Source organism: Micromonospora humida (assembly GCF_016901255.1).
Lineage (GTDB): Bacteria > Actinomycetota > Actinomycetes > Mycobacteriales > Micromonosporaceae > Micromonospora > Micromonospora wenchangensis.
Genome location: NZ_JAFEUC010000001.1, coordinates 371,803 through 391,810, shown reverse-complemented (window position 1 = coordinate 391,810; position 20,008 = coordinate 371,803). Strand labels below are relative to the sequence as shown.

Below are 20,008 nucleotides of genomic sequence, written 5' to 3'. Positions count from 1 at the left end.
ACAAGGACAGGTTTCTGCGATCCGCCGACACCGCCCGGTTCAGTGGTCGTACGCGACGGCGGTGCTGTCCCGCACCACAAGCGTGGTCGCCAGCTCCACCCGGGTCTGGGCGAGGCTCTCGTTGGCGGCCAGGGTCAGCACCATCCGGGCCGCCACGGCGCCCATCTCGGTCAACGGCTGCCGCACCGAGGTCATCGGCGGCCCGCAGAACATGGTGTACGGGATGTCGTCGAAGCCCACCACGCTGAGGTCCCGGGGGATCCGCCGACCGGCCAGCCGGGCCGCCTCGTAGACCCCGAGCGCCTGCAGGTCGTTGCCGCACACGATCGCGGTCGGTGCCGGGTCCTGCCGGAGCAGTTCCTGGCCGTGGTTGAGGCCGTCCTCGAAGGAGAACCAGTGGCCGTGGCGCAGCCAGCGCGCGGGTAGTCCGACCCCGGCCGCCTCCAGGGCCGCCCGCGCGCCGTCCAGCCGGGCCTTGGCGCAGAGCCGTTCGGTCGGTCCGGAGATCACCCCGATCCGGCGGTGGCCGAGGTCGAGCAGGTGCCGGGCGGCCTCGAAGCCGCCGCTCCAGTTGGTCGAGGTCACCGACGGGACGGCGTGCAGCGGCGGCTCGCCGGTGGGGTCGAGGACCACCAGCGGGATCGCGCTCGCCGCCAGCAGGGCGTGCTGTTCGGAGGTGAAGCCGAGGTGGACCGCGATCACCCCGGTCGGGCGGCGGGCCAGCAGGTCGCGGGCCCAGAACCGGCCCTCCGAGACCTGCCGGCGGGCGTCGGTGAAACCGACGGCGAACCGGTGCGCCCCGGCGACCTGCTGCACCCCCTGCATGATGGTCACCGCCAGGTTGCTCTGCATGCCGTAGAAGACCACCTCGATGCTGGCGTGCGGGGTGCCCAGTTCCGGCCGGCGGTAGCCGTGCTCGCGCAGCAGCGCCTCCACCCGGGCGCGGGTCTCCGCGGCGACCCCCGAGCGGCCGTTGAGGACCTTCGACACGGTGGGCGCCGACACGTCCGCCAGTTGGGCGATGGTGGTCAGCGTGGGTTCGCCCCGCCGGCGGCTGCTCCGCTGCGGCCCCGCCGCCCGCCCGGTCGGCGTGCCGGTGGCCGTGGTGGGGACGGGTACGGGCGCGTCGCGGGTGGGGTCGACGGGGACGGGCCGGGCGTCGTCGGCCGGGGTGCGCGGTGCCGGCGTGCGCGCGTGCTGCCGTCGTACGGTGTCGAGCAGCCGGCTGCGGACGGATTCGGCGTGCCGCGCGGCGGCCGGCCCGGCGGGTACGGTCTCGGTGAGGTAGCGCCGCCGCCCGGACGCTGGGTCGATGCCGGCGTACACCCGCACCCGCAGGGAGCCGCTGGGCAGCTCCTCGATCTCACCACGGGCCCGTCGACCAGGCCTGGAGCCAACTGACATGGAGCTATCGTATTCGATGTCAGGTGCTCCGGTGGCTCCATGATGGCTCCATGATCTGGTGCTCCCGCGTCCGCCGGCCCGGGTGGCCGCCGCCCGCCCGGTGCGCTCCGTCCGTTCCGCCGCCGCCCCTGCCGTCGGGGCGGGGCGGTGGGGCGACCCGCAGTGGATCGATGCATGGAAGCAGTTGAATACCCCGAAACGCTTCCGTAACATGGGGGACCATTGTTAGCGCTCACACCGGGTGGTCGAGCGGACGGATTCCCGTGTCCCGCACCGGCCCCGGCCGGGGCGGCGCCACTGATTGGAGACCTCGTGAAGCGATTCGTGCGAGCCCGGAGCTGGGGGCGGGCGGCAGCGGCCGGCCTGCTCCTGGCGGGCGTCCTGGTGGGCGTACGCGCCCCGATGGCGCAGGCGTTGGACAACGGTGTGGCGCGGACGCCGCCGCTGGGGTGGAACAGCTGGAACACGTTCGGCTGCAACATCAGCGAGGCGTTGATCCGGCAGATGACCGACGCGATGGTCAGCTCCGGCATGAAAGACGCCGGCTACCAGTACGTCGTGGTCGACGACTGCTGGATGAACCCCAACCGCGACTCCGCCGGCAACCTCCAGGGCGACCCGACCCGCTTCCCCTCCGGCATGAAAGCCCTCGGCGACTACATCCACGCCCGCGGACTCAAATTCGGCATCTACCAAGCCCCCCTCGACAAAACCTGCGCCCAGTACTTCAACTCCTACCCCGGCGCCACCGGCAGCCAAGGACGCGAAGCCCAAGACGCCCGCCAGTTCGCCAACTGGGGCGTCGACTACCTCAAATACGACTGGTGCTCACCCACCGGCACCATCGACGACCAGGTCCGCGCCTTCGCCAAAATGCGCGACGGCCTCGCCGCCACCGGCCGCCCCATCGTGCTCAGCATCAACAGCAACAGCATCCACTCCAAGACCGGACCCCAACGCGACTGGGGCGACGTGTCCAACATGTGGCGCACCACCGAAGACATCACCAACACCTGGAACAGCGGCCAAACCAACGGCTACCCCATGGGCATCCAAAACATCATCGACGTCACCGTCCCCCTCGCCGCCCGCGCCAAACCCGGCGCCTTCAACGACATGGACATGATGGAAGTCGGCCGCGGCGGCATGACCGACACCGAAATGCGCTCCCACTTCGCCCTCTGGGCCATCCTCGCCTCACCACTCATCGCCGGCAACGACCTCCGCAACATGAACACCGCCACCCAAACCATCCTCAAGAACGCCAACCTCATCAGCATCAGCCAAGACCCCCTCGCCCTCCAAGCCACCCAAATCTCCTTCGACGGCACCCGCCGGGTACTCGCTAAACGACTCGCCAACGGCGACACCGCCGTCGCCCTGTTCAACCAAGGCAGCTCCACCACCACAATCACCACCACCACCGCCGCCATCGGCAAGTCCGGGTCCTCCTTCACCCTGGTCGACGCCTGGACCAACGCCAGCACCACCAGCACCGGCACCATCTCGGCCAGCGTGCCGTCGCACGGCACGGTGGTCTACCGGGTCAGCGGCGGTGGGACCGCCCCGCCGACGACGCCGCCGCCGTCCACGGCGAACGCGCTGTCCAGCGTCTCCTCGGGGCGCTGCCTGGACGTGCCGCAGAGCAACACCGCCAACGGCACCCAGCCGGTGATCTGGGACTGCAACGGGGCGGCCAACCAGCGCTGGACGGCCAACGGCCAGACCCTCCAGGCCCTCGGTAAGTGCCTGGACGCGCCGCTCAACGCCACCGCCGGCGCCAAGGCCCAGATCTGGGACTGCAACGGCGGCACCAACCAGCAGTGGACGTTCAACTCCAACGGCACGATCAGCAACGTGCAGTCCGGCCTGTGCCTCGACGTGAACAACAACGGCACGGCCAACGGCACCACCGTGCTCCTGTGGACCTGCACCGGAGCGGCCAACCAGCGGTGGAACCGGATCTGACCGCGACGTCGTCGGCCACCCGGAACCCCGGGTGGCCGACGACCGGTGGTTGCCGGACCCGGACGGTGTGGTGCGGGCACCGTCCGGGCCGGTCGTCCGACGCCCCCGTCGACGTGGCGGTGGGCGTCGTCCCGCCCGGACGGACGACCGGGCGGTGGTCGGAAACTTCTCAGCCGGTCGCGGTGGCGGCGGGCGTGCCGACCGGGGCCAGCCCGGTGGAGGCCCGGTAGCGGACCGGGATCGGGTCGGTCAGCGCGCCGACGAACTCCCCGTCGACGTGGTCGAGGAACCCGATCAGGGACCAGTCGCCGGTGGGGCCGGCGACCAGCCGGGGCGCGTACAGGTGCGGGTGCGGGAACGGGCGGGCCGTGGCGATGTCCCACGGGCCGCGTACGTCGTGCCCCTCGACCGCCCAGATCCGGTGGCCGTCGCGGCGGGTGCCGGCGGCGTCGGTGGAGAACAGCAGCAGCGGTTGCCCGTCCACGACGGCGACCTGCGGCACCTCCAGGTGCCCGAATCCGGCGGGCACCGACAGCGGTGGCTGCACGGTCCAGTGCAGCAGGTCCGGTGAGGTGGCGTGCCCGACGACGCCCCGGGCCTCGGTCGGCCCGGTGTTCACCCGGGCGGTGACGAGCATGTGCCATCCGTCGCCGTCCGGGTCGGGGAACACCCACGGGTCACGCCAGGCCTGCTCGTACCAGAGGGTCCGGTCGAGCAGTTCGTACCAGGTGGGGTCGGCCTCCACCAGCGGTCCGGTGCCGTGCCGGTGCCAGGTGGTCAGGTCGTCGGAGACGGCCAGGCCGATCCGCTGCACCAGCCCGTCCTCGGCCCGGCCGACCCCGGTGTAGAACAGGTACCACCGCCCGTCCGGGCCGCGCACCGTGCACCCCGTCCAGGTCGCGATGTCGTCCCAGCTCGGCGCGTCGGCCGGCACGATCGCGTCGGCGACGAGCTGCCAGGTGCGCAGGTCCGTGGAGACGGCGTGGCCGATCGTGGCGCGGCGGTGCCGGCGGTGCGGGTCGTGCAGGGCGCGGGAGGCGCGCAGGAAGAACGCGTGCCACCGGTCGGTGTCGTCCCGGGCGTACCAGCTGTCCCACACCCAGTGGTCGGGTAGACGTAGCATGCCGGGGAAGCTAGCACTAAATCGTTTTAGCGGCCAGGTCGGCACTCCTGCGACGACCGGTGTGGGCGCGGTTCGGCGGGCGGTGGGGGAGGGCTAGGCCGGGGCGGCCAGGGAGCGGCGGCGGCGCAGCGGCATGGGCACGAGCGACGGCGCGGCCCCACCCCCGTCGAGCAGGATCTCGACCGCCCGCCGACCCATCTGCTCGTGCGGCAGCGCGGTGGTGGACAGGCCGGGGCGCAGCCAGGCGGCGATCGGGTCGTCGTCGAACGAGACCACCGAGATGTCGTCCGGGACGGTCAGCCCCGCCTCGGCGAGCGCCTGGTAGGCGCCGAAGGCCAACCGGTCGTTCATGCAGATGATCGCGGTGGGTCGGGTCGGTCGGCCCAGCAGCGTCCGCATCGCGGCGTAGCCGTGTTCGGGCAGCCACTCGGCGCAGAAGCACTCGGTCAGCAGGTCGACCCCGGCGTCGTCGAGCGCCCGCTGGACGCCGCGCAGCCGGGCCCGCGCGGCGAGGGAGACCTCGGCGTCGTCCTCCTTGAGCCGGTTGCGGCCGATCAGCGCGATCCGGTCCCGGTGGCCGTGGTCGAGCAGGGCGGTGGTGACCGTACGGCCGGCCCGCTCGTCGTCGGGGAGCACGCAGGGCAGCTCGTCGGAGCTGGTGGCGTTGAGCAGCACCACCGGTCCGCCGAGGATGGCCGGGGGTACGGTCAGCCGGCGGGTGGCCATCGCGGCGTAGATCACGCCGTCGACCTGCCGGTCGAGCATCGCCTCGATGGCGTACTGCTCGAAGGTGGCGTCGCCCTGCGTCTCGGTGATGAGCAGCACGTGGTCCCGCTCCCGGGCGGCGTCGAGCGCGCCCCGGATGAGGCCGCCGGCGAACCGGGTGGTGGCGACGATGTCGGAGACGAACGCGATGGTGGCGGTCTTGCGGGTACGCAGGCTGCGGGCCGCCAGGTTGGGCCGGTAGCCGAGTTCCTCGGCGGCGGCGAAGACGCGCTGGTGCGCCTCGGCCGACAGCCGGGTGCCCTCCCGGCCGTTGAGGACCATCGACGCGGCGGTCTTGGACAGCCCGGCCCGCCGCGCGACGTCGGCCAGGGTTGCTCTGTTGCGGCCCATCAGTCCTCCGAATCGCCGGCGGCGTCGCGGCCGCGCTCCCGCCCATCATGATGCGTGGTCTGGCCCGGCCCGGTGCCGGCGGTCACCCCGGGTGTGTGTCGGTCACCACCCGCGACCGCCGGTGGAGCGGGTGGCCGAGCGTGAACCGGATGTTTCCGGACCGTTGCCTTTTGGTCCTTGACAGCTCAGGTCGCCGCGCGCATGCTCTGCTAAATCAGTTTAGCGGCTACTTTTGACAGGTCGGGCGGCACCCTCGGTGACCCTCGGCATGGTCATCGGTAACGAAAACGCGTGCTGCGGCGGCACGCCGACGGCGACGTACTGTTGCGGCTGGTCACCCACCGTAACGGTCTGCCGGCTCGGCCCGCACCGCGGCCGGGGCACGCACGGAAGAGTCGAGGAGTCCTCAATTGGCTACACCACTGGCAAGGTTCTCCCGCCGGACGGCGCTCCTGGCCCCCGTGCTGGCGTTGGGGCTGGCCGCCACGGCGTGCAGCGCCCCCGGGGCCGACGACGCGCCGCGCACCGGCGGCGACGCCACCGTCAGCACCGAGCTGGGCAGCGACCCGATCACCCTGGAGATGTACGCCGAGACCGGCTTCCCGCTGGCCAAGGCGCTGGCCGACGAGTTCACCAAGCAGTACCCGAACGTCAAGTTCAACATCCGTGAGGACCAGTTCACGGTCATCGTGGAGAACGCGCCCCGGGTGATGGCCTCGGACAACTCGCCCGACATCATCCGGCTCCCCACCATGGTCGACCTGGTCAAGGACGACCTGCTCAAGAACCTCGACCCGTACTTCACCGCGTACGGCTGGGACAAGTTCCCCGCCTCCCAGCTGGTGCAGCTGCGGGTCGGCGACGGCGGCACCACCCGGGGCACCGGGTCGCTGTGGGGGATGGGCCTCGGCTACAGCGTCACCGGGGTGTTCTACAACAAGAAGCTGGCCGAGCAGGTCGGGATGACCCAGCCGCCGGCCACCATCGCCGAGTTCGAGGAGCTGCTGGCCAAGGCCAAGACCGCTGGCGTGCAGCCGATCATGCAGTTCAACAAGAACACCGCGGGCATCAACTTCCCGCACCAGGCGTTGCAGAACCAGTTCGGCGACCCGGCCCAGGTGGCCGACTGGATCTTCCAGAAGCCGGGCGCGACGTTCGACACCCCGGCCGCGCTCAAGGCCACCCAGACCATCCAGAAGTGGGCCCAGGCCGGCTACTTCCCGAAGGACGCCAACGCGCTGGACTACGCGAGCATGGTGGGCGAGTTCCAGAAGAACAACGGCCTGTTCATGTTCAACGGTGACTGGGAGTCGGCCAACCTCGACAAGACGATGCCGGGCAACGTCGGCTTCTTCCTGTTCCCGACCGAGTCGGCCGGTGGCAAGCACGTGGCGATGTCCGCCCCGAACACCTTCGGCATCGGTGCCAAGGCCAAGAACCCCGACGCCGCGGCGTACTTCCTGAACTGGGCGCACACCAACGCCACCGCCCGCGAGATCGCCGTCAAGATCGGCGGCTCCAGCCCGGGTGGCCCGAGCGACCTGCCCGTGCCGGCCGCCGCCCCCGGCACCGTGCTGGCCGAGACGCTCAAGGCGTCGCAGCAGCTCGGTGAGGAGAACGGCGCGGTGGACTTCACCGCCAACGCCACCGGTGGCATCTTCGCCGCCGCGATCACGCCCGAGATGCAGAAGCTGATCGCCGGTCAGCAGACCCCCGAGGGGTACGTGAAGGCGGTCCAGGCCGAGTACGCGAAGGAACTGTCCCGATGACGTCTGCCCTCGGCAGCGTACCGACCGGGCAGGGTGGGACGGCGCCGTCGCCGGACCGTCCCACCCGCCCGTCGCCCGCGCGGGCCCCCCGGAAACGGTGGGCCCGCGCGGGCGGGACGGGCTGGCTCTTCGTCCTGCCCGCCGTGCTGATGTACGCGGTGTTCGTGCTGCGCCCGCTCGCGCTGACCATCCAGTACTCGTTCTACAACTGGAACGGCATCGGGGTGGCCCGCTGGGCCGGGCTGGACAACTACCTCACCGTGTTCACCGACAGCGACCTGCTGAAGATCATCGGGAACGCGCTCGTCCTGATCGTCTTCTTCAGCTTCGTCCCGGTCGCGCTCGGCCTGCTGGTGGCCAGCCTGGTCCGCCGGATCACCACCGGCGTGTTCGGCACCGTCGTCCGGACGGTGCTGTTCCTGCCCCAGGTCATCCCGCTGGTCGCGGCGGGCATCGCGTGGAGCTGGCTGCTGTCGTCCAACGGGCTGGTCAACCAGGTGCTGCGCGCGGTCGGGCTGGGCGGGGTGGCCCGCGCCTGGCTCGGTGACTTCGACACCGCGCTGCCCGCCGTCGGTGTGATCGGCGCCTGGGTCCTGCTCGGCCTCTGCACAATCCTGCTGGTCACCGGCATGAGCAAGATCGACCCCGCGCTGTACGAGGCGGCCCGCCTCGACGGCGCCGGCCCGGTCCGCGAGTTCTTCGCCGTCACCCTGCCCAGCCTGCGCCAGGAGATCGGCGTCTGCCTCACGGTGACCATCATCGCCGCCCTGGCCAGCTTCGACATCGTCTACATCTCCACCAGCGGTGGCCCCGGCCTGCAGACCACGGTGCCCGGCCTGGAGATCTACCGGCTGGCCTTCTCGCAGCGTCAGGTCGGGCTCGCCTCGGCGCTGGCCGTCGTGCTGATGCTGCTGGTGGTGCTCTGCGTGCTGCCGATCCAGCGACTGACCCGGGGGGACAAGTCATGAACCTCAGCCGGCGCGAGAACCTGACCGGCCGGGTCTTCCTGCTCGTCCTGGTCGTGGTCACCCTGCTGCCGTTCGTCAGCATGCTCTCCGCGGCGCTCCAGCCCCGGGGCACCGTGCCCAGCGGCCTGGCCTGGCCGTCGGACCCGCAGTGGAGCAACTTCGCCGACGCCTTCACGGTGGCGAACATGGGCGCGCTGCTGCGCTCCAGCCTGCTCATCGTGGCCGGGGTGGTGCCGGTCTCCGTGCTGATCGCCACCATGGCCGGCTTCGGACTGGGTCAGCTCCGGGTCCCCGGTGGCCGGATCGTGTTCGCCCTGCTGCTGCTCGGCCTGACCCTGCCGTTCGAGGCGGTGGTCACCCCGCTGTACTACCAGATGCAGGATCTCGGCCTGCTCAACACCCGCTGGGCGATCATCCTGCCGTTGATCGGGCTCTACATGCCGTTCGCGGTGTTCTGGATGCGGGCCCACTTCAGCAACGTGCCGGTCGAGCTGTCCGAGGCGGCCCGGGTCGACGGCAGCAGCACCTGGCAGCTCTTCTGGCGGGTCCAGGTGCCGCTCGCCCGCCCGGCCATCGCGTCGCTGACCATCCTGATGTTCCTCTGGACGTGGAACCAGTTCCTGCTGGCCATCGTCCTGGTCGACGACCCGGCCAAGCGGACGATGGCGGGCGCGCTCGGGGCGTTCCAGGGGCAGTGGGGCACCGACCTGGTGCTGCTGTGCGCCGGATCGCTGCTGATCCTCACCCCGACCCTGATCGTCTTCCTGATCTTCCAGCGTCAGTTCATCAAGGCCCTGATCCAGGGCTCTCTGAAGGGATAGCAGTGGCCCCGCAGATCCACGGCGACGCCGACGAACGGTACGGGCGGGTGGCCGACGTCTTCCGCGCCAACTTCACCGACCGGGGGGAGGTCGGCGCGGCGGTCACCGTCTACGTCGGCGGCCGCCGCGTCGTCGACCTGTACGGCGGGACCGCCGACCCGCGCACCGGCCGGCCCTGGACGGCGCACACCCCGGTCGTCGTCTACTCCTGCACCAAGGGCATCCTGGCGATCTGCGCCTACCTGCTGGTGCAGCAGGGCCGACTCGACCTGGACGCGCCGGTCACCCGCTACTGGCCGGAGTTCGGCCAGCACGGCAAGGCCGACATCCCGGTGCGCTGGCTGCTCACCCACCAGTCCGGCCTGCCCGCGCTCGACCGCCCGTTGACCCTCGACGAGGTGCTCGCCTGGGACCCGGTGATCACGGCGATCGAGGCCCAGGCCCCGCTGTGGCAGCCGGGCACCGCGCACAGCTACCACCCGATGACCTACGGCTGGCTGATCGGCGAGGTGATCCACCGGATCACCGGCCAGCTGCCCGGCGCATTCTTCCGGGACGCCCTGGCCGGGCCGCTGGGCCTGCGTACCTGGCTCGGGCTGCCGGCCGCCGAACGCGACACGGTCGCCTGGAACATCGCCCCGCCGCCCGAGGCGGAGCCGTTCGTCGACCCGGTGGCCGACCGGGGGATCACCATGGGCGGCGCGTTCGCGTTCCCCGCCGACGCCGCCGGTCTGGTCAGTTTCAACGACCCGGCCATCCAGGCCGCCGGCATCCCGGGCGCGGGCGCGGTGAGCACGGCCGACGGGCTGGCCCGTCTCTACGCCGCCTGCGTGTCGCCGGTGGCGGGACCGCCCCTGCTCGACCGGACGTCGGTCGACGACGCGACCGTCGTACGGTCCCGGGGCCAGCAGCGGCACAGTCCGCCGGACACCGGCCAGCGCTGGGGCACCGGCTTCCTGCTGCACTCCCCGCCGGCCCGGCCGCTGCTGTCCGAGCGCAGCTTCGGCCACGACGGCGCGGGCGGCAACCTCGGCTTCGGCGACGACGCCCACCAGGTCGGCTTCGGCTACGTGGTGAACCAGATGCAGGGCATGGGCGACGAACGCGCCAACCTGCTGACCGCCGCGCTGCGGTCCTGCCTGGACGACTGACCGGCCGGACACGACACCACGCGCCCCGGGCGTCCCGACGACGGGACACCCGGGGCGCGCTGCCGTCCGCCGTCGGGCCGACCCGACGGCCGGGCCTGCGCCTGGTCGGCGCGTCGGCGGCGACCGGCGGAACAGATCGGGCCCGACGCCGGGGTGGCCGGGCGGGACGAACGCCGCCGGGGTGCTCGGTGTAGCCGACCGGGAGGGCCCCGGTGACCAGCCCGGCCATGGCCCACGGCGGTGGCGCTGGCGGAGCTGTCGTAACAGGTCGGAAACCTGGCGTGACGATCCCGCCGGGGGCTCCGGCCCGGTGCTCGGACGCCGGGGCACGCGCGGCGAACCGGTTCGCTGGCCAGGGCCCCGGGGGCCGGTCGGACCCGGCGGACGGGTGATCCACGCGGTGTGCCCCGTTACGAGACCGTGACGTCCGGATTTCCGAGGGACTGTTGACGGCGGCGATGTGAGCGCTAACACTACCCCGAAAGGTGACAGGTGGTCCCCGCAGTCGGCGGGAGTTCTGGAGAGGAGAAACCTGTGCGCAGGAAATTCCTGGTCGCGCTCGGCGGCGCGGCACTGGCGCTCAGCCTGGCCGCGTGCAGCGGCGGGGGCGCCGGCAGCGACGGTGACAGCAGCGACAAGAAGCCCGCCGACCTGACCATCGGCGTCTCCATGCCGACCCAGACCTCGGAGCGGTGGATCGCCGACGGCAAGGCGGTCAAGGAGAAGCTGGAGGCCAAGGGCTACAAGGTCGACCTCCAGTACGCCGGCGACGACATCCCCACCCAGTCCCAGCAGGTCGACCAGATGATCACCCAGGGCGCGGACGTCCTGATCATCGCGGCCATCGACGGCACCGCGCTCAGCGGCCAGTTGGACGCCGCCGCCGCCGCGAAGATCCCGGTAATCTCCTACGACCGGCTGCTGCTGGGCAACAAGAACGTCGACTTCTACGTCAGCTTCGACAACTACAAGGTCGGCGTCGCCCAGGCGACCGCCCTGCTGGTCGGCCTCGGCCTGCAGACCAAGGACGGTGGCAAGGGCACCGCGACCGGCCCGTTCAACGTCGAGCTGTTCGCCGGTTCGCTTGACGACAACAACACCCAGTACTTCTGGGGCGGGGCGATGGACACCCTCAAGCCGTTCATGGACAACGGCACGCTGAAGGTCAAGTCCGGCCAGACCCGCATCGAGCAGGCGGCCATCCTGCGCTGGCAGCAGGAGACCGCGCAGAAGCGGATGGAGGACCTGCTCACCTCCGGCTACAACGACGGCACCGTGGTCAACGGGGTGCTGTCGCCGTACGACGGCATCTCCCGGGGCATCATCACCGCCCTGCAGAACGCCGGCTACGGCAAGGGCGCCAAGAAGCTGCCCGTGGTGACCGGCCAGGACGCCGAGATCGCCTCGGTCAAGCTGATCAACGACGGGGTGCAGAGCTCGACCGTCTTCAAGGACACCCGGCTGCTCGCCGAGCAGGCCGTGATCGCGGCCGAGGCGTTCCTGCAGGACAAGGAGCCGCAGGCCAACGACACCAAGACCTACAACAACAAGGTCAAGGTCGTCCCGTCGTACCTGCTGCCGATCGAGACCGTCTTCAAGGACGACATCACCAAGGTGCTCGTCGACTCCGGTTACTGGTCGGCCGACGAGGTCGCCGCCGGTCAGGCCAAGAAGTAAGTCGGTCGTCGGGCGCGGCGGTCACCGGCCGCCGCGCCCGACGCATCGCAAGCCCGCCTCAGGCTTCGACGATCAGGACGCTGACCATGGACGACACCATCCTCGAGATGCGACGCATCACGAAGACCTTCCCCGGGGTGACCGCACTGGCCGACGTCTCCCTCGCGGTACGCCGGGGGGAGATCCACGCCATCTGCGGCGAGAACGGCGCCGGCAAGTCCACCCTGATGAAGGTGCTCTCCGGAGTGCACCCGACCGGGTCGTACGACGGCGAGATCGTGCTGGACGGCAAGCCGGTGCACTTCCGGGGCATCCGCGACAGCGAGTCCCAGGGCATCGTCATCATCCACCAGGAACTCGCCCTGGTGCCGCACCTGTCGATCGCCGAGAACATCTTCCTCGGCAACGAGCGGCGCGGTCCGGGCGGCCTCATCGACTGGAACCGGGCCAACGCCGAGGCCGCCGAGCTGCTGGCCTCGGTGGGCCTGCACGAGAACCCGGTCACCCCGGTGATCCAGCTCGGCGTCGGCAAGCAGCAGCTCGTCGAGATCGCCAAGGCGCTGTCCAAGAAGGTCCGGCTGCTCATCCTGGACGAGCCGACCGCCGCGCTCAACGACATCGACTCGGCCCACCTGCTCGACCTGCTGCGCCGGCTGCGCGACCAGGGCATCACCTGCATCCTGATCTCGCACAAGCTCAACGAGGTCACCGCGATCGCCGACGCGACCACGGTCATCCGGGACGGGCGCACCGTGGAGACGCTCTCCCTGGCCTCCGGCGAGGTCACCCAGGAGCGGATCATCCGGGGCATGGTCGGCCGGGACCTGGACAGCTTCTATCCCGACCGGGTCTCGTCGCCGGGGGAGGAGGTGCTGCGCATCGAGAACTGGAGCGTGCGGCACCCCACCCAGGACCGGCTCGTCGTCGACGACGCCAGCCTGGACGTCCGCGCCGGTGAGGTGGTCGGCATCGCCGGGCTGATGGGCGCCGGGCGCACCGAGTTGGCGATGAGTGTCTTCGGCCGGTCGTACGGCCGGGACGTGCGGGGCCGGTTGTTCGTGCGGGGCCGGGAGGTCCGGGCGCACAGTGTCGCCGAGGCCATCGAGCACGGCATCGCCTACGTCACCGAGGACCGCAAGCGGTTCGGCCTCAACCTCATCGACGACGTACGGCGCAACGTCTCGGCCGCCGCGCTGGGGCGGCTGGCCCGCTTCGGCTGGGTCAACGGCAACGAGGAGATCAAGGTCGCCGAGCAGAGCCGGCGCGACATGAACATCAAGACGACCAGCGTGATGGCCGTGGTGGGCAAGCTCTCCGGCGGCAACCAGCAGAAGGTCGTGCTGTCGAAGTGGCTGTTCACCAACCCGGACGTGCTGATCCTGGACGAGCCGACCCGGGGCATCGACGTCGGGGCGAAGTTCGAGATCTACACGATCGTCAACCGGCTCGTCGCCGACGGCAAGGCGGTGATCCTGATCTCCTCGGAGCTGCCGGAGCTGCTCGGCATGTGCGACCGCATCTACACCCTCGCCGCCGGTCGGATCACCGGCCAGGTGCCGGTGGCCGAGGCGACCCAGGAGAACCTCATGGATCTGATGACGAAGGACAAGGAGCGCGTGGGATGACCAGCGTCAAGACCTCATCGCCGCCGTCCCCGCCGCCCACCGGGAAGAGTCCGGGCGTCGCCCTGCACGCCGGCACCAGCGACCTGCGTTCGCTGATCATGAACAACCTGCGGCAGAGCGGCATCTACGTCGCGCTGGTCGTCATCGTGGGGCTCTTCGCCGTGCTCACCGACGGGGTGTCGCTGAGCCCCGGCAACATCACCAACATCGTGCTCCAGTACTCCTACATCCTGGTGCTGGCGATCGGCATGGTGATCATCATCATCGGCGGGCACATCGACCTGTCGGTGGGCTCGGTGGTGGCGCTCACCGGGGCGGTCTCCGCCGTGCTGGTCATCCGGGAGGGCTTCCCGTGGTGGGTCGGCATCCTGGCCGCGCTGGCGGTGGGGGTCGCGGTCGGCGCGTGGCACGGCTTCTGGGTGGCGTACGCCGGCATCCCGGCCTTCATCGTGACGCTCGCCGGCATGCTGCTGTTCCGGGGTCTGACCCTGCGGGTGCTGGACAACATCTCGCTGTCCCCGTTCCCCGCCGACTACCAGCAGGTCGCGGCCGGGTTCCTCAACGGTCTGCTCGGTGGGGAGGGCTTCGACGCGTTCACCCTGCTGATCGGTGCGATCGCGGTGGCCGGGTACGCGGTGAGCGGTTTCCGGACCCGGGTGGCCCGGGTGCGCTACCAGCAGCCGGTGGAGTCGTTCCCGCTGTTCGTGGCCCGGGTGGTGCTGGTGGGCGCGGTCATCATGTACTTCGCCTGGCAGTTGGCGCACGCCCGGGGCCTGCCGATCGTCCTGATCATCCTGGCCGCGCTGGTGCTGGTCTACGGTCTGCTCACCCGGCGTACGGTCTTCGGCCGGCAGGTCTACGCGATCGGCGGCAACCTGTCTGCGGCGATGTTGTCCGGCGTGAAGGTGCGGACGGTCAACTTCTGGATGTTCGTCAACATGGGCTTCCTGGCGGCGGTGGCCGGGGTGATCTACTCCTCGCGCTCCAACGGCGCCCAGCCCGCCGCGGGCAACATGTTCGAGCTCGACGCGATCGCCGCCGCGTTCATCGGCGGGGCGGCGGTCACCGGCGGGGTCGGCACCGTGGTCGGCGCGATGGTCGGTGGTCTGATCATGGCGGTGATGAGCAACGGCATGCAGCTCATGGGCGTCGACCAGTCAATCCAGTCGGTGGTCAAGGGCCTGGTGCTGCTCGTCGCCGTGGCCTTCGACGTCTACAACAAGCGCCGCGCCGGCTCCTCCCGCTGACCGGTGACGCGGCACCCGACCGCGTCGTCCCCTTCGCCCGGACACCCCGGGCCGGGTCGGAATCATCCGACCCGGCCCGGGGTGTCGGCATCTGCGCCAGTCGATCGTGTCCGCGCCGTTTCAGCTTGACGAGCATCATGTTATCGCTCACAGTCTATGGATAGCTGAAGCCGTTCCCACAGCGGCTGGTCGGCAGCCCCGACCTGTCGCTGTGCCGCGTCGTGCGCCATCGCGGACGCGCCGCCGAGTGAACGTTGACATCGGCAGGCTTCGAACAATGCGACGACGGTGCCCCGCGTTCCCGGCGCGACCGTCGTCCCACCGTTGGTGAAGGAGGGTCATGGTAGCCATGGGTGAGGTGCCGGTCGCGGTCCGGCGACGGCGCGGCTGGTGGTCACGGGTCGTCGCCGCCCTGATGACGCTGCTGGTGGGCGGTGGGCTCGTCGTGGTCCAGTCGACCGGCGCGGCGGCGGCGACGGTGGACACCACCGCCTGGTACGTGCTGGTCAACCGCAACAGCGGCAAGGCCCTCGACGTGTACAACTTCGCCACCAACGACGGCGCGCGGATCACCCAGTGGACCCGCGGCGACGGCACCAACCAGCAGTGGCAGTTCGTCGACTCCGGCGGCGGCTACTACCGGTTGAAGTCGCGGCTGTCGGGCAAGGTGCTCGACGTCTACAACTTCTCCACCGCCGACGGCGCGTCGATCGTGCAGTGGACCGACGGCAACGGCTCCAACCAGCAGTTCCGGCTCGCCGACTCGGCCGACGGCTACGTCCGGCTGCTCAACCGCAACAGTGGCAAGGCGGTCGAGGTGCAGAACGCCTCCACCGCCGACGGCGGCAACATCGTCCAGTACGCCGACTGGGGCGGCACCAACCAGCAGTGGCAGCTCGTCCGGGTCGACGGCGGCACTACCCCGACCACGCCGCCGCCCACCACGCCGCCGGCGAGCGGCTCGTTCACCAACCCGGTGGTGTGGCAGGACTTCGCCGACGTCGACATCATCCGGGTCGGCGACGCGTTCTACCTGTCCGCCTCGACCATGCACTACTCGCCGGGCGCTCCCATCCTGCGCTCGTACGACCTGGTCAACTGGGAGTTCGCCGGGCACTCGGTGCCCAAGCTGGACTTCGGCACGAAGTACGACCTGAACGGCGCGCGGGCGTACGTCAACGGGATCTGGGCGTCGACACTGAACTACCGCCCGAGCAACCGCACCTACTACTGGGCCGGCTGCATCGACTTCGCCAAGACCTACATCTACACGGCCGCCGCGGTCGACGGGGCGTGGAACCAGCACTCCACCATCAACAAGTGCTACTACGACGCCGGCATGCTGGTCGACGACAACGACACCATGTACGTCGCGTACGGCAACAGCCAGATCAGCGTGGCGCAGCTCTCGGCGGACGGTAAGAGCGAGGTACGCAGCCAGCAGGTGTTCTCCACCCCGTCGAGCGTGGGCACCCTGGAGGGGGCCCGGTTCTACAAGCGCAACGGCAGCTACTACATCTGGCTCACCCGGCCGGCCAACGGCCAGTACGTGCTGAAGTCGTCGAGCCCGTTCGGCCCGTACGAGATGCGGCAGGTGCTGCTCAACATGCCCGGCCCGATCTCCGGCGGCGGCGTGCCGCACCAGGGCGGTCTGGTGCAGACCCCGGCCGGCCAGTGGTACTACATGTCCTTCGTGGACGCCTACCCCGGTGGGCGGGTGCCCGCCCTGGCCCCGATCACCTGGACCGCCGACGGCTGGCCGCAGATCCAGACGGTCAACGGCGGCTGGGGCACGTCGTACCCGAACCCGCTGCCGACCCGACCGGTCAAGCCGCTGACCGGCACCGACACCTTCAGCGGCAGCACCCTCGGCCCGCAGTGGGAGTGGAACCACAACCCGGACAACACCAAGTGGTCGGTGAACAACGGCCTGCGCCTGCAGACCGCCACCGTCACCAACGACCTCTACAGCGCCCGGAACACGGTGACCCACCGGATCCAGGGGCCGACCTCCACCGCCACCGTCGAACTCGACTACTCGGCGCTGCGCGACGGCGACCGGACCGGGCTGGCGGTGCTGCGCAACTCGTCGGCCTGGATCGGCGTCCGCCGGGACAACGGTGCCACCCGGGTGTCGATGACCAACAACCTCACCATGGACGGCAGTTGGCGGACCACCAACACCGGTTCGGAGATCGCCTCCGCCCCGGTCAGCGGGGGACGCATCTGGCTACGGGCCACCGCCGACATCCGGCCCGGCTCCGGCCGGCAGGCCCGGTTCTCCTACAGCACCGACGGCACCAACTTCACCGCCCTGGGTAACGCGCTGACCCTCGACAGCAACTGGCAGTTCTTCATGGGCTACCGGTTCGCCCTGTTCAACCACGCCACCCAGGCCCTCGGCGGCACCAGCACGATCCGTCAGTTCCAGCTCAGCACCCCCTGACCCGACCCGGGTCACGGCAGCGGAGCAACCGGGCCGCCCGTACCGTCGGCACCGCTGTGCGGGCCGGTCGGTGCGGGCGGCCCGGTCCGTCGGGTCCGGGACGGTGCCGCCCGGTCCGTCGGCGCCCGGGGGCGGTGCCGCCCGACGCCCCGCACACACGGAGCGGGGCCGCCCCCGCACAGGGCGGCCCCGCTCGTGGGACCGTCGGTCCCGCACCGTCTCGCCGGCGGTGCGGAACCGGCGGTGGTCCTCACGGGTTGGCGACGAACCGCCAGCGGTTGTCCGCGCTGCCGTTGTCGGAGTCCTGTACGGCCTGCGCGCCCTGGGCGGTCGAGCCGTTGAGGATGCCGAGCAGCTTCCCGCTGTTGACGTTGCGGATCTTGTAGGTGCCGTCGCCCTGGTTGAGCAGGGTCCACCGGTGGTCGGCGGTGCCGTTGTCCGCCCACTGCAGGACGCGGGCGTTGTCGGCGGTGGACATGTTCTCCACGCCGAGGACCTTGCCGCTGTTGACGTTGCGGAACCGGACGGCGTCGCCGTCGGTCACCACCACCCAGTTGTGGTCGGCGGTGCCGGTGTCGCCCCACTGCAGGGCCAGCCCGCCGTCGGCGGTGGACATGTTCTGGATGCCGAGCACCAGGCCGCTGCCCACGTTGACGATGCGCGTGCTGCCGCCGCCGGTGCTGCCACCGGTGGTGTTCCAGTAGACGGTGTAGTTGAAGCCGTGGGCGTCGTAGAACGGTCCGAGGTTGACCGTGGAGCCGTTCGCGGTGGCGGTGAACGCCAGGGTGCTGGTGCTCGTCCGGGTCACCGACGCGGTGTTCAACGACGGCAGGGCGCTCAGGCCGGTGTTGCCGTAGTTGCCCGCCAGCACCGCCGGGCCGTACGTGAGGGCCGCGACGTTGGCGTTGTCGTTGCTCGGCTGCACGACGACCTTCATCGGCAGCCGTACGGTGACGGTGTCGCCGGCCGCCCAGGTGCGGGTGACCGTGGCGTAGCTGCCGGGGTTGGTGGCGACGTTCTGCGTCTCGCCGTTGACGGCGATCGTCGCGCCGGTGGCCCAGGCCGGGATCCGGACCCGGATGCTCCACGAGCCGCTCATCGACCCGGAGAGGGTGAGCGTGCTGGTGTCGCTCGCCGGGTAGCTGGTGCTCTGGGTGACCGTGATCCCGCGCTGCGACCAGGTCAGCACCGACGGCACGAACAGGTTCACCGTCAGGGTGGTGTCGTTGTAGAAGTAGATCGAGTCCATCAGCTTGGTGTTCGCCTCGATACCGGTGCCCTGACAGCACCAGAACGAGTTGTAGTCGGTGCTCCAGGTGCCGCCGCCCCAGGCCGGGCCGACCCCCCGGCGACCACCCGGCTTGAGGGGGGTGAAGTAGGTGACGTGGCCGTGGCCGTCGGCCGGGTTCTGCGCGCCGACGACGTGGTTGAGCAGGGCACGCTCGTAGAAGTCGAAGTACGCGACCCGGTTCGGGTCGAGCAGCCACAGCTCCCGGGTCAGCTTGAGCATGTTGTGGGTGTTGCAGTGCTCGCAGGTGTCGTTGGTCAGGTACCCGGCGATCGCGTTCGGCGGCCGGAAGTGCTCGGCCTGGCTGTTGCCGCCGATGACGTAGGTGTGCGCGTTGACGGTCATGTTCCACGCGTTGCTGGCGATGTCCCGGTACCGGGTGGTGCCGGTCGCCTTGAACTCCCGCGCCGCGCCGATCCACTTGGGCACCTGGGTGTTGGCGTGCTTGCCGTTGAGCTGGTCGGAGTTGCTGGCGAGCGGGTTGAACACGCCCGCGTGGTCGAACCGCTGGGCGACGGTGAGCCAGCGCCCGTCGCCGGTGTGCTGGTAGATGTCGGTCAGCGCCTCGTTCATGCCGCCGAACTCGGTCTCCAGCATCGCCTGCATCTGGTTGTAGCTCAGCCGCGACGTGCGGGTGTCGACCCAGCCGGCCAGCGCCAGCAGCACCGAGCGGGCCTGCGTGTTGCCGATGTAGCGCCACACGTCGAGCAGCCCCATGAGGGTCTTGTGGATGCAGTAGTAGGGCACGTTGCCGTTGGACAGGGTCCGGGCCTCCAGCGCCGAGAAGTCCGACTCGGGGAAGCCGGACAGGTAGCCCGCGGTGAACCCGGCCGCACCGTTGTTGGCCTGGCACTTCGCCAGCTCGGCCACCATGTAGTTGGCCTTGTCCCGGCAGGTGGTGTCGCCGAGCACCGCGTACGCCTGCGCCCAGGCGGTGAGGAAGTGCCCCTGCATGTGGGTGCGGAACGGGAAGGACGGCGCGTCCCAGCCCCCGTTGGTCGCGGCCCCGTTGGTGCCCAACCGGTGGTTGGCCCGGAAGTTGTAGAGCATCCGGTCGACGTCGACGAACCGCAGGTAGCTCAGCGTCCGGTTCTGGTTGTCCAGCAGCCGGCCGGCGGTCAGCCGGACCTGACCCAGTTCGAACGGGTACGCCGAGACGCCCAGGTCAGCCCGGGCCGGGGGGACCACCAGCGCCGCGCTGGCCGGCCCGGACCCGAGCAGGGTGCCACCTGCGGCGGAGGCGAGCGCGGTGGCGCCGGCGGCCTGGAGAAGTTGGCGTCGGTTGAGGGACGGGAAGGACATGGGAACCTCCAGCGGACCGGATCACGGGCGAGCGCCCGTCCGGGTGGGTCGTACGGATGGTGGTGCCGGGTGGTGGGGTGCCGGCCCGCCCCGGTGGGGCGGA

Annotated in this window: 13 protein-coding genes; 9 read left to right on the top strand and 4 right to left on the bottom strand. The window is 70.5% G+C overall.

Annotation, left to right across the window (positions count from 1 at the left end):
- Positions 1–39 precede the first annotated feature (39 nt).
- On the bottom strand, positions 40–1,404 hold the full coding sequence (locus JQX11_RS01725) for a LacI family DNA-binding transcriptional regulator (RefSeq protein WP_204923140.1): 1,365 nt from the start codon (positions 1,402–1,404) through the stop codon (positions 40–42).
- Positions 1,405–1,806: 402 nt separating this feature from the next.
- On the opposite strand from JQX11_RS01725, the gene JQX11_RS01720 reads away from it, so the two are divergent.
- Complete coding sequence (locus tag JQX11_RS01720) at positions 1,807–3,372, top strand: glycoside hydrolase family 27 protein (protein WP_204923579.1); 1,566 nt, start codon at positions 1,807–1,809, stop codon at positions 3,370–3,372.
- A 169-nt stretch (positions 3,373–3,541) separates the two neighbouring features.
- On the opposite strand, the gene JQX11_RS01715 is transcribed toward JQX11_RS01720, so the two are convergent.
- Positions 3,542–4,540: a family 43 glycosylhydrolase gene (locus JQX11_RS01715; RefSeq protein WP_504739409.1), complete on the bottom strand. Its 999-nt coding sequence runs from the start codon at positions 4,538–4,540 to the stop codon at positions 3,542–3,544.
- 48 nt (positions 4,541–4,588) lie between these two features.
- Positions 4,589–5,611: a LacI family DNA-binding transcriptional regulator gene (locus tag JQX11_RS01710; protein WP_204923138.1), complete on the bottom strand. Its 1,023-nt coding sequence runs from the start codon at positions 5,609–5,611 to the stop codon at positions 4,589–4,591.
- Between the two features lie 410 nt (positions 5,612–6,021).
- On the opposite strand from JQX11_RS01710, the gene JQX11_RS01705 reads away from it, so the two are divergent.
- The 8 genes from JQX11_RS01705 to JQX11_RS01670 all read left to right on the top strand — a co-directional run bounded on the left by JQX11_RS01705 (position 6,022) and on the right by JQX11_RS01670 (position 17,315).
- The gene (locus JQX11_RS01705) at positions 6,022–7,380 is read left to right on the top strand and encodes an ABC transporter substrate-binding protein (RefSeq protein WP_204923137.1); all 1,359 of its coding nucleotides are present in this window, start codon (positions 6,022–6,024) and stop codon (positions 7,378–7,380) included.
- Positions 7,377–8,348 (top strand): carbohydrate ABC transporter permease, encoded by a 972-nt coding sequence (locus tag JQX11_RS01700; RefSeq protein ID WP_204923136.1) that lies wholly within the window; start codon positions 7,377–7,379, stop codon positions 8,346–8,348. The genes JQX11_RS01705 and JQX11_RS01700 overlap by 4 nt, the downstream gene beginning before the upstream one ends.
- The gene (locus JQX11_RS01695) at positions 8,345–9,169 is read left to right on the top strand and encodes a carbohydrate ABC transporter permease (RefSeq protein ID WP_204923135.1); all 825 of its coding nucleotides are present in this window, start codon (positions 8,345–8,347) and stop codon (positions 9,167–9,169) included. Before JQX11_RS01700 ends, JQX11_RS01695 begins: the two co-directional genes overlap by 4 nt.
- Before the next feature lie 2 nt (positions 9,170–9,171).
- Positions 9,172–10,320, top strand: a complete 1,149-nt coding sequence (locus JQX11_RS01690; protein WP_307826016.1) for a serine hydrolase domain-containing protein — start codon at positions 9,172–9,174, stop codon at positions 10,318–10,320.
- A 534-nt stretch (positions 10,321–10,854) separates the two neighbouring features.
- Complete coding sequence (gene chvE / locus JQX11_RS01685; protein ID WP_204923134.1) at positions 10,855–11,997, top strand: multiple monosaccharide ABC transporter substrate-binding protein; 1,143 nt, start codon at positions 10,855–10,857, stop codon at positions 11,995–11,997.
- Positions 11,998–12,083: 86 nt separating this feature from the next.
- Positions 12,084–13,622 (top strand): multiple monosaccharide ABC transporter ATP-binding protein, encoded by a 1,539-nt coding sequence (gene mmsA / locus JQX11_RS01680; protein ID WP_204923133.1) that lies wholly within the window; start codon positions 12,084–12,086, stop codon positions 13,620–13,622.
- Positions 13,619–14,869, top strand: a complete 1,251-nt coding sequence (mmsB, locus tag JQX11_RS01675) for a multiple monosaccharide ABC transporter permease (protein WP_204923132.1) — start codon at positions 13,619–13,621, stop codon at positions 14,867–14,869. Before mmsA ends, mmsB begins: the two co-directional genes overlap by 4 nt.
- 340 nt (positions 14,870–15,209) lie before the next feature.
- Complete coding sequence (locus JQX11_RS01670; protein ID WP_204923131.1) at positions 15,210–17,315, top strand: family 43 glycosylhydrolase; 2,106 nt, start codon at positions 15,210–15,212, stop codon at positions 17,313–17,315.
- A 250-nt stretch (positions 17,316–17,565) separates the two neighbouring features.
- Here JQX11_RS01670 and JQX11_RS01665 read toward each other — a convergent pair whose 3' ends face one another.
- Positions 17,566–19,905: a beta-L-arabinofuranosidase domain-containing protein gene (locus JQX11_RS01665; protein WP_204923130.1), complete on the bottom strand. Its 2,340-nt coding sequence runs from the start codon at positions 19,903–19,905 to the stop codon at positions 17,566–17,568.
- Positions 19,906–20,008 lie beyond the last annotated feature (103 nt).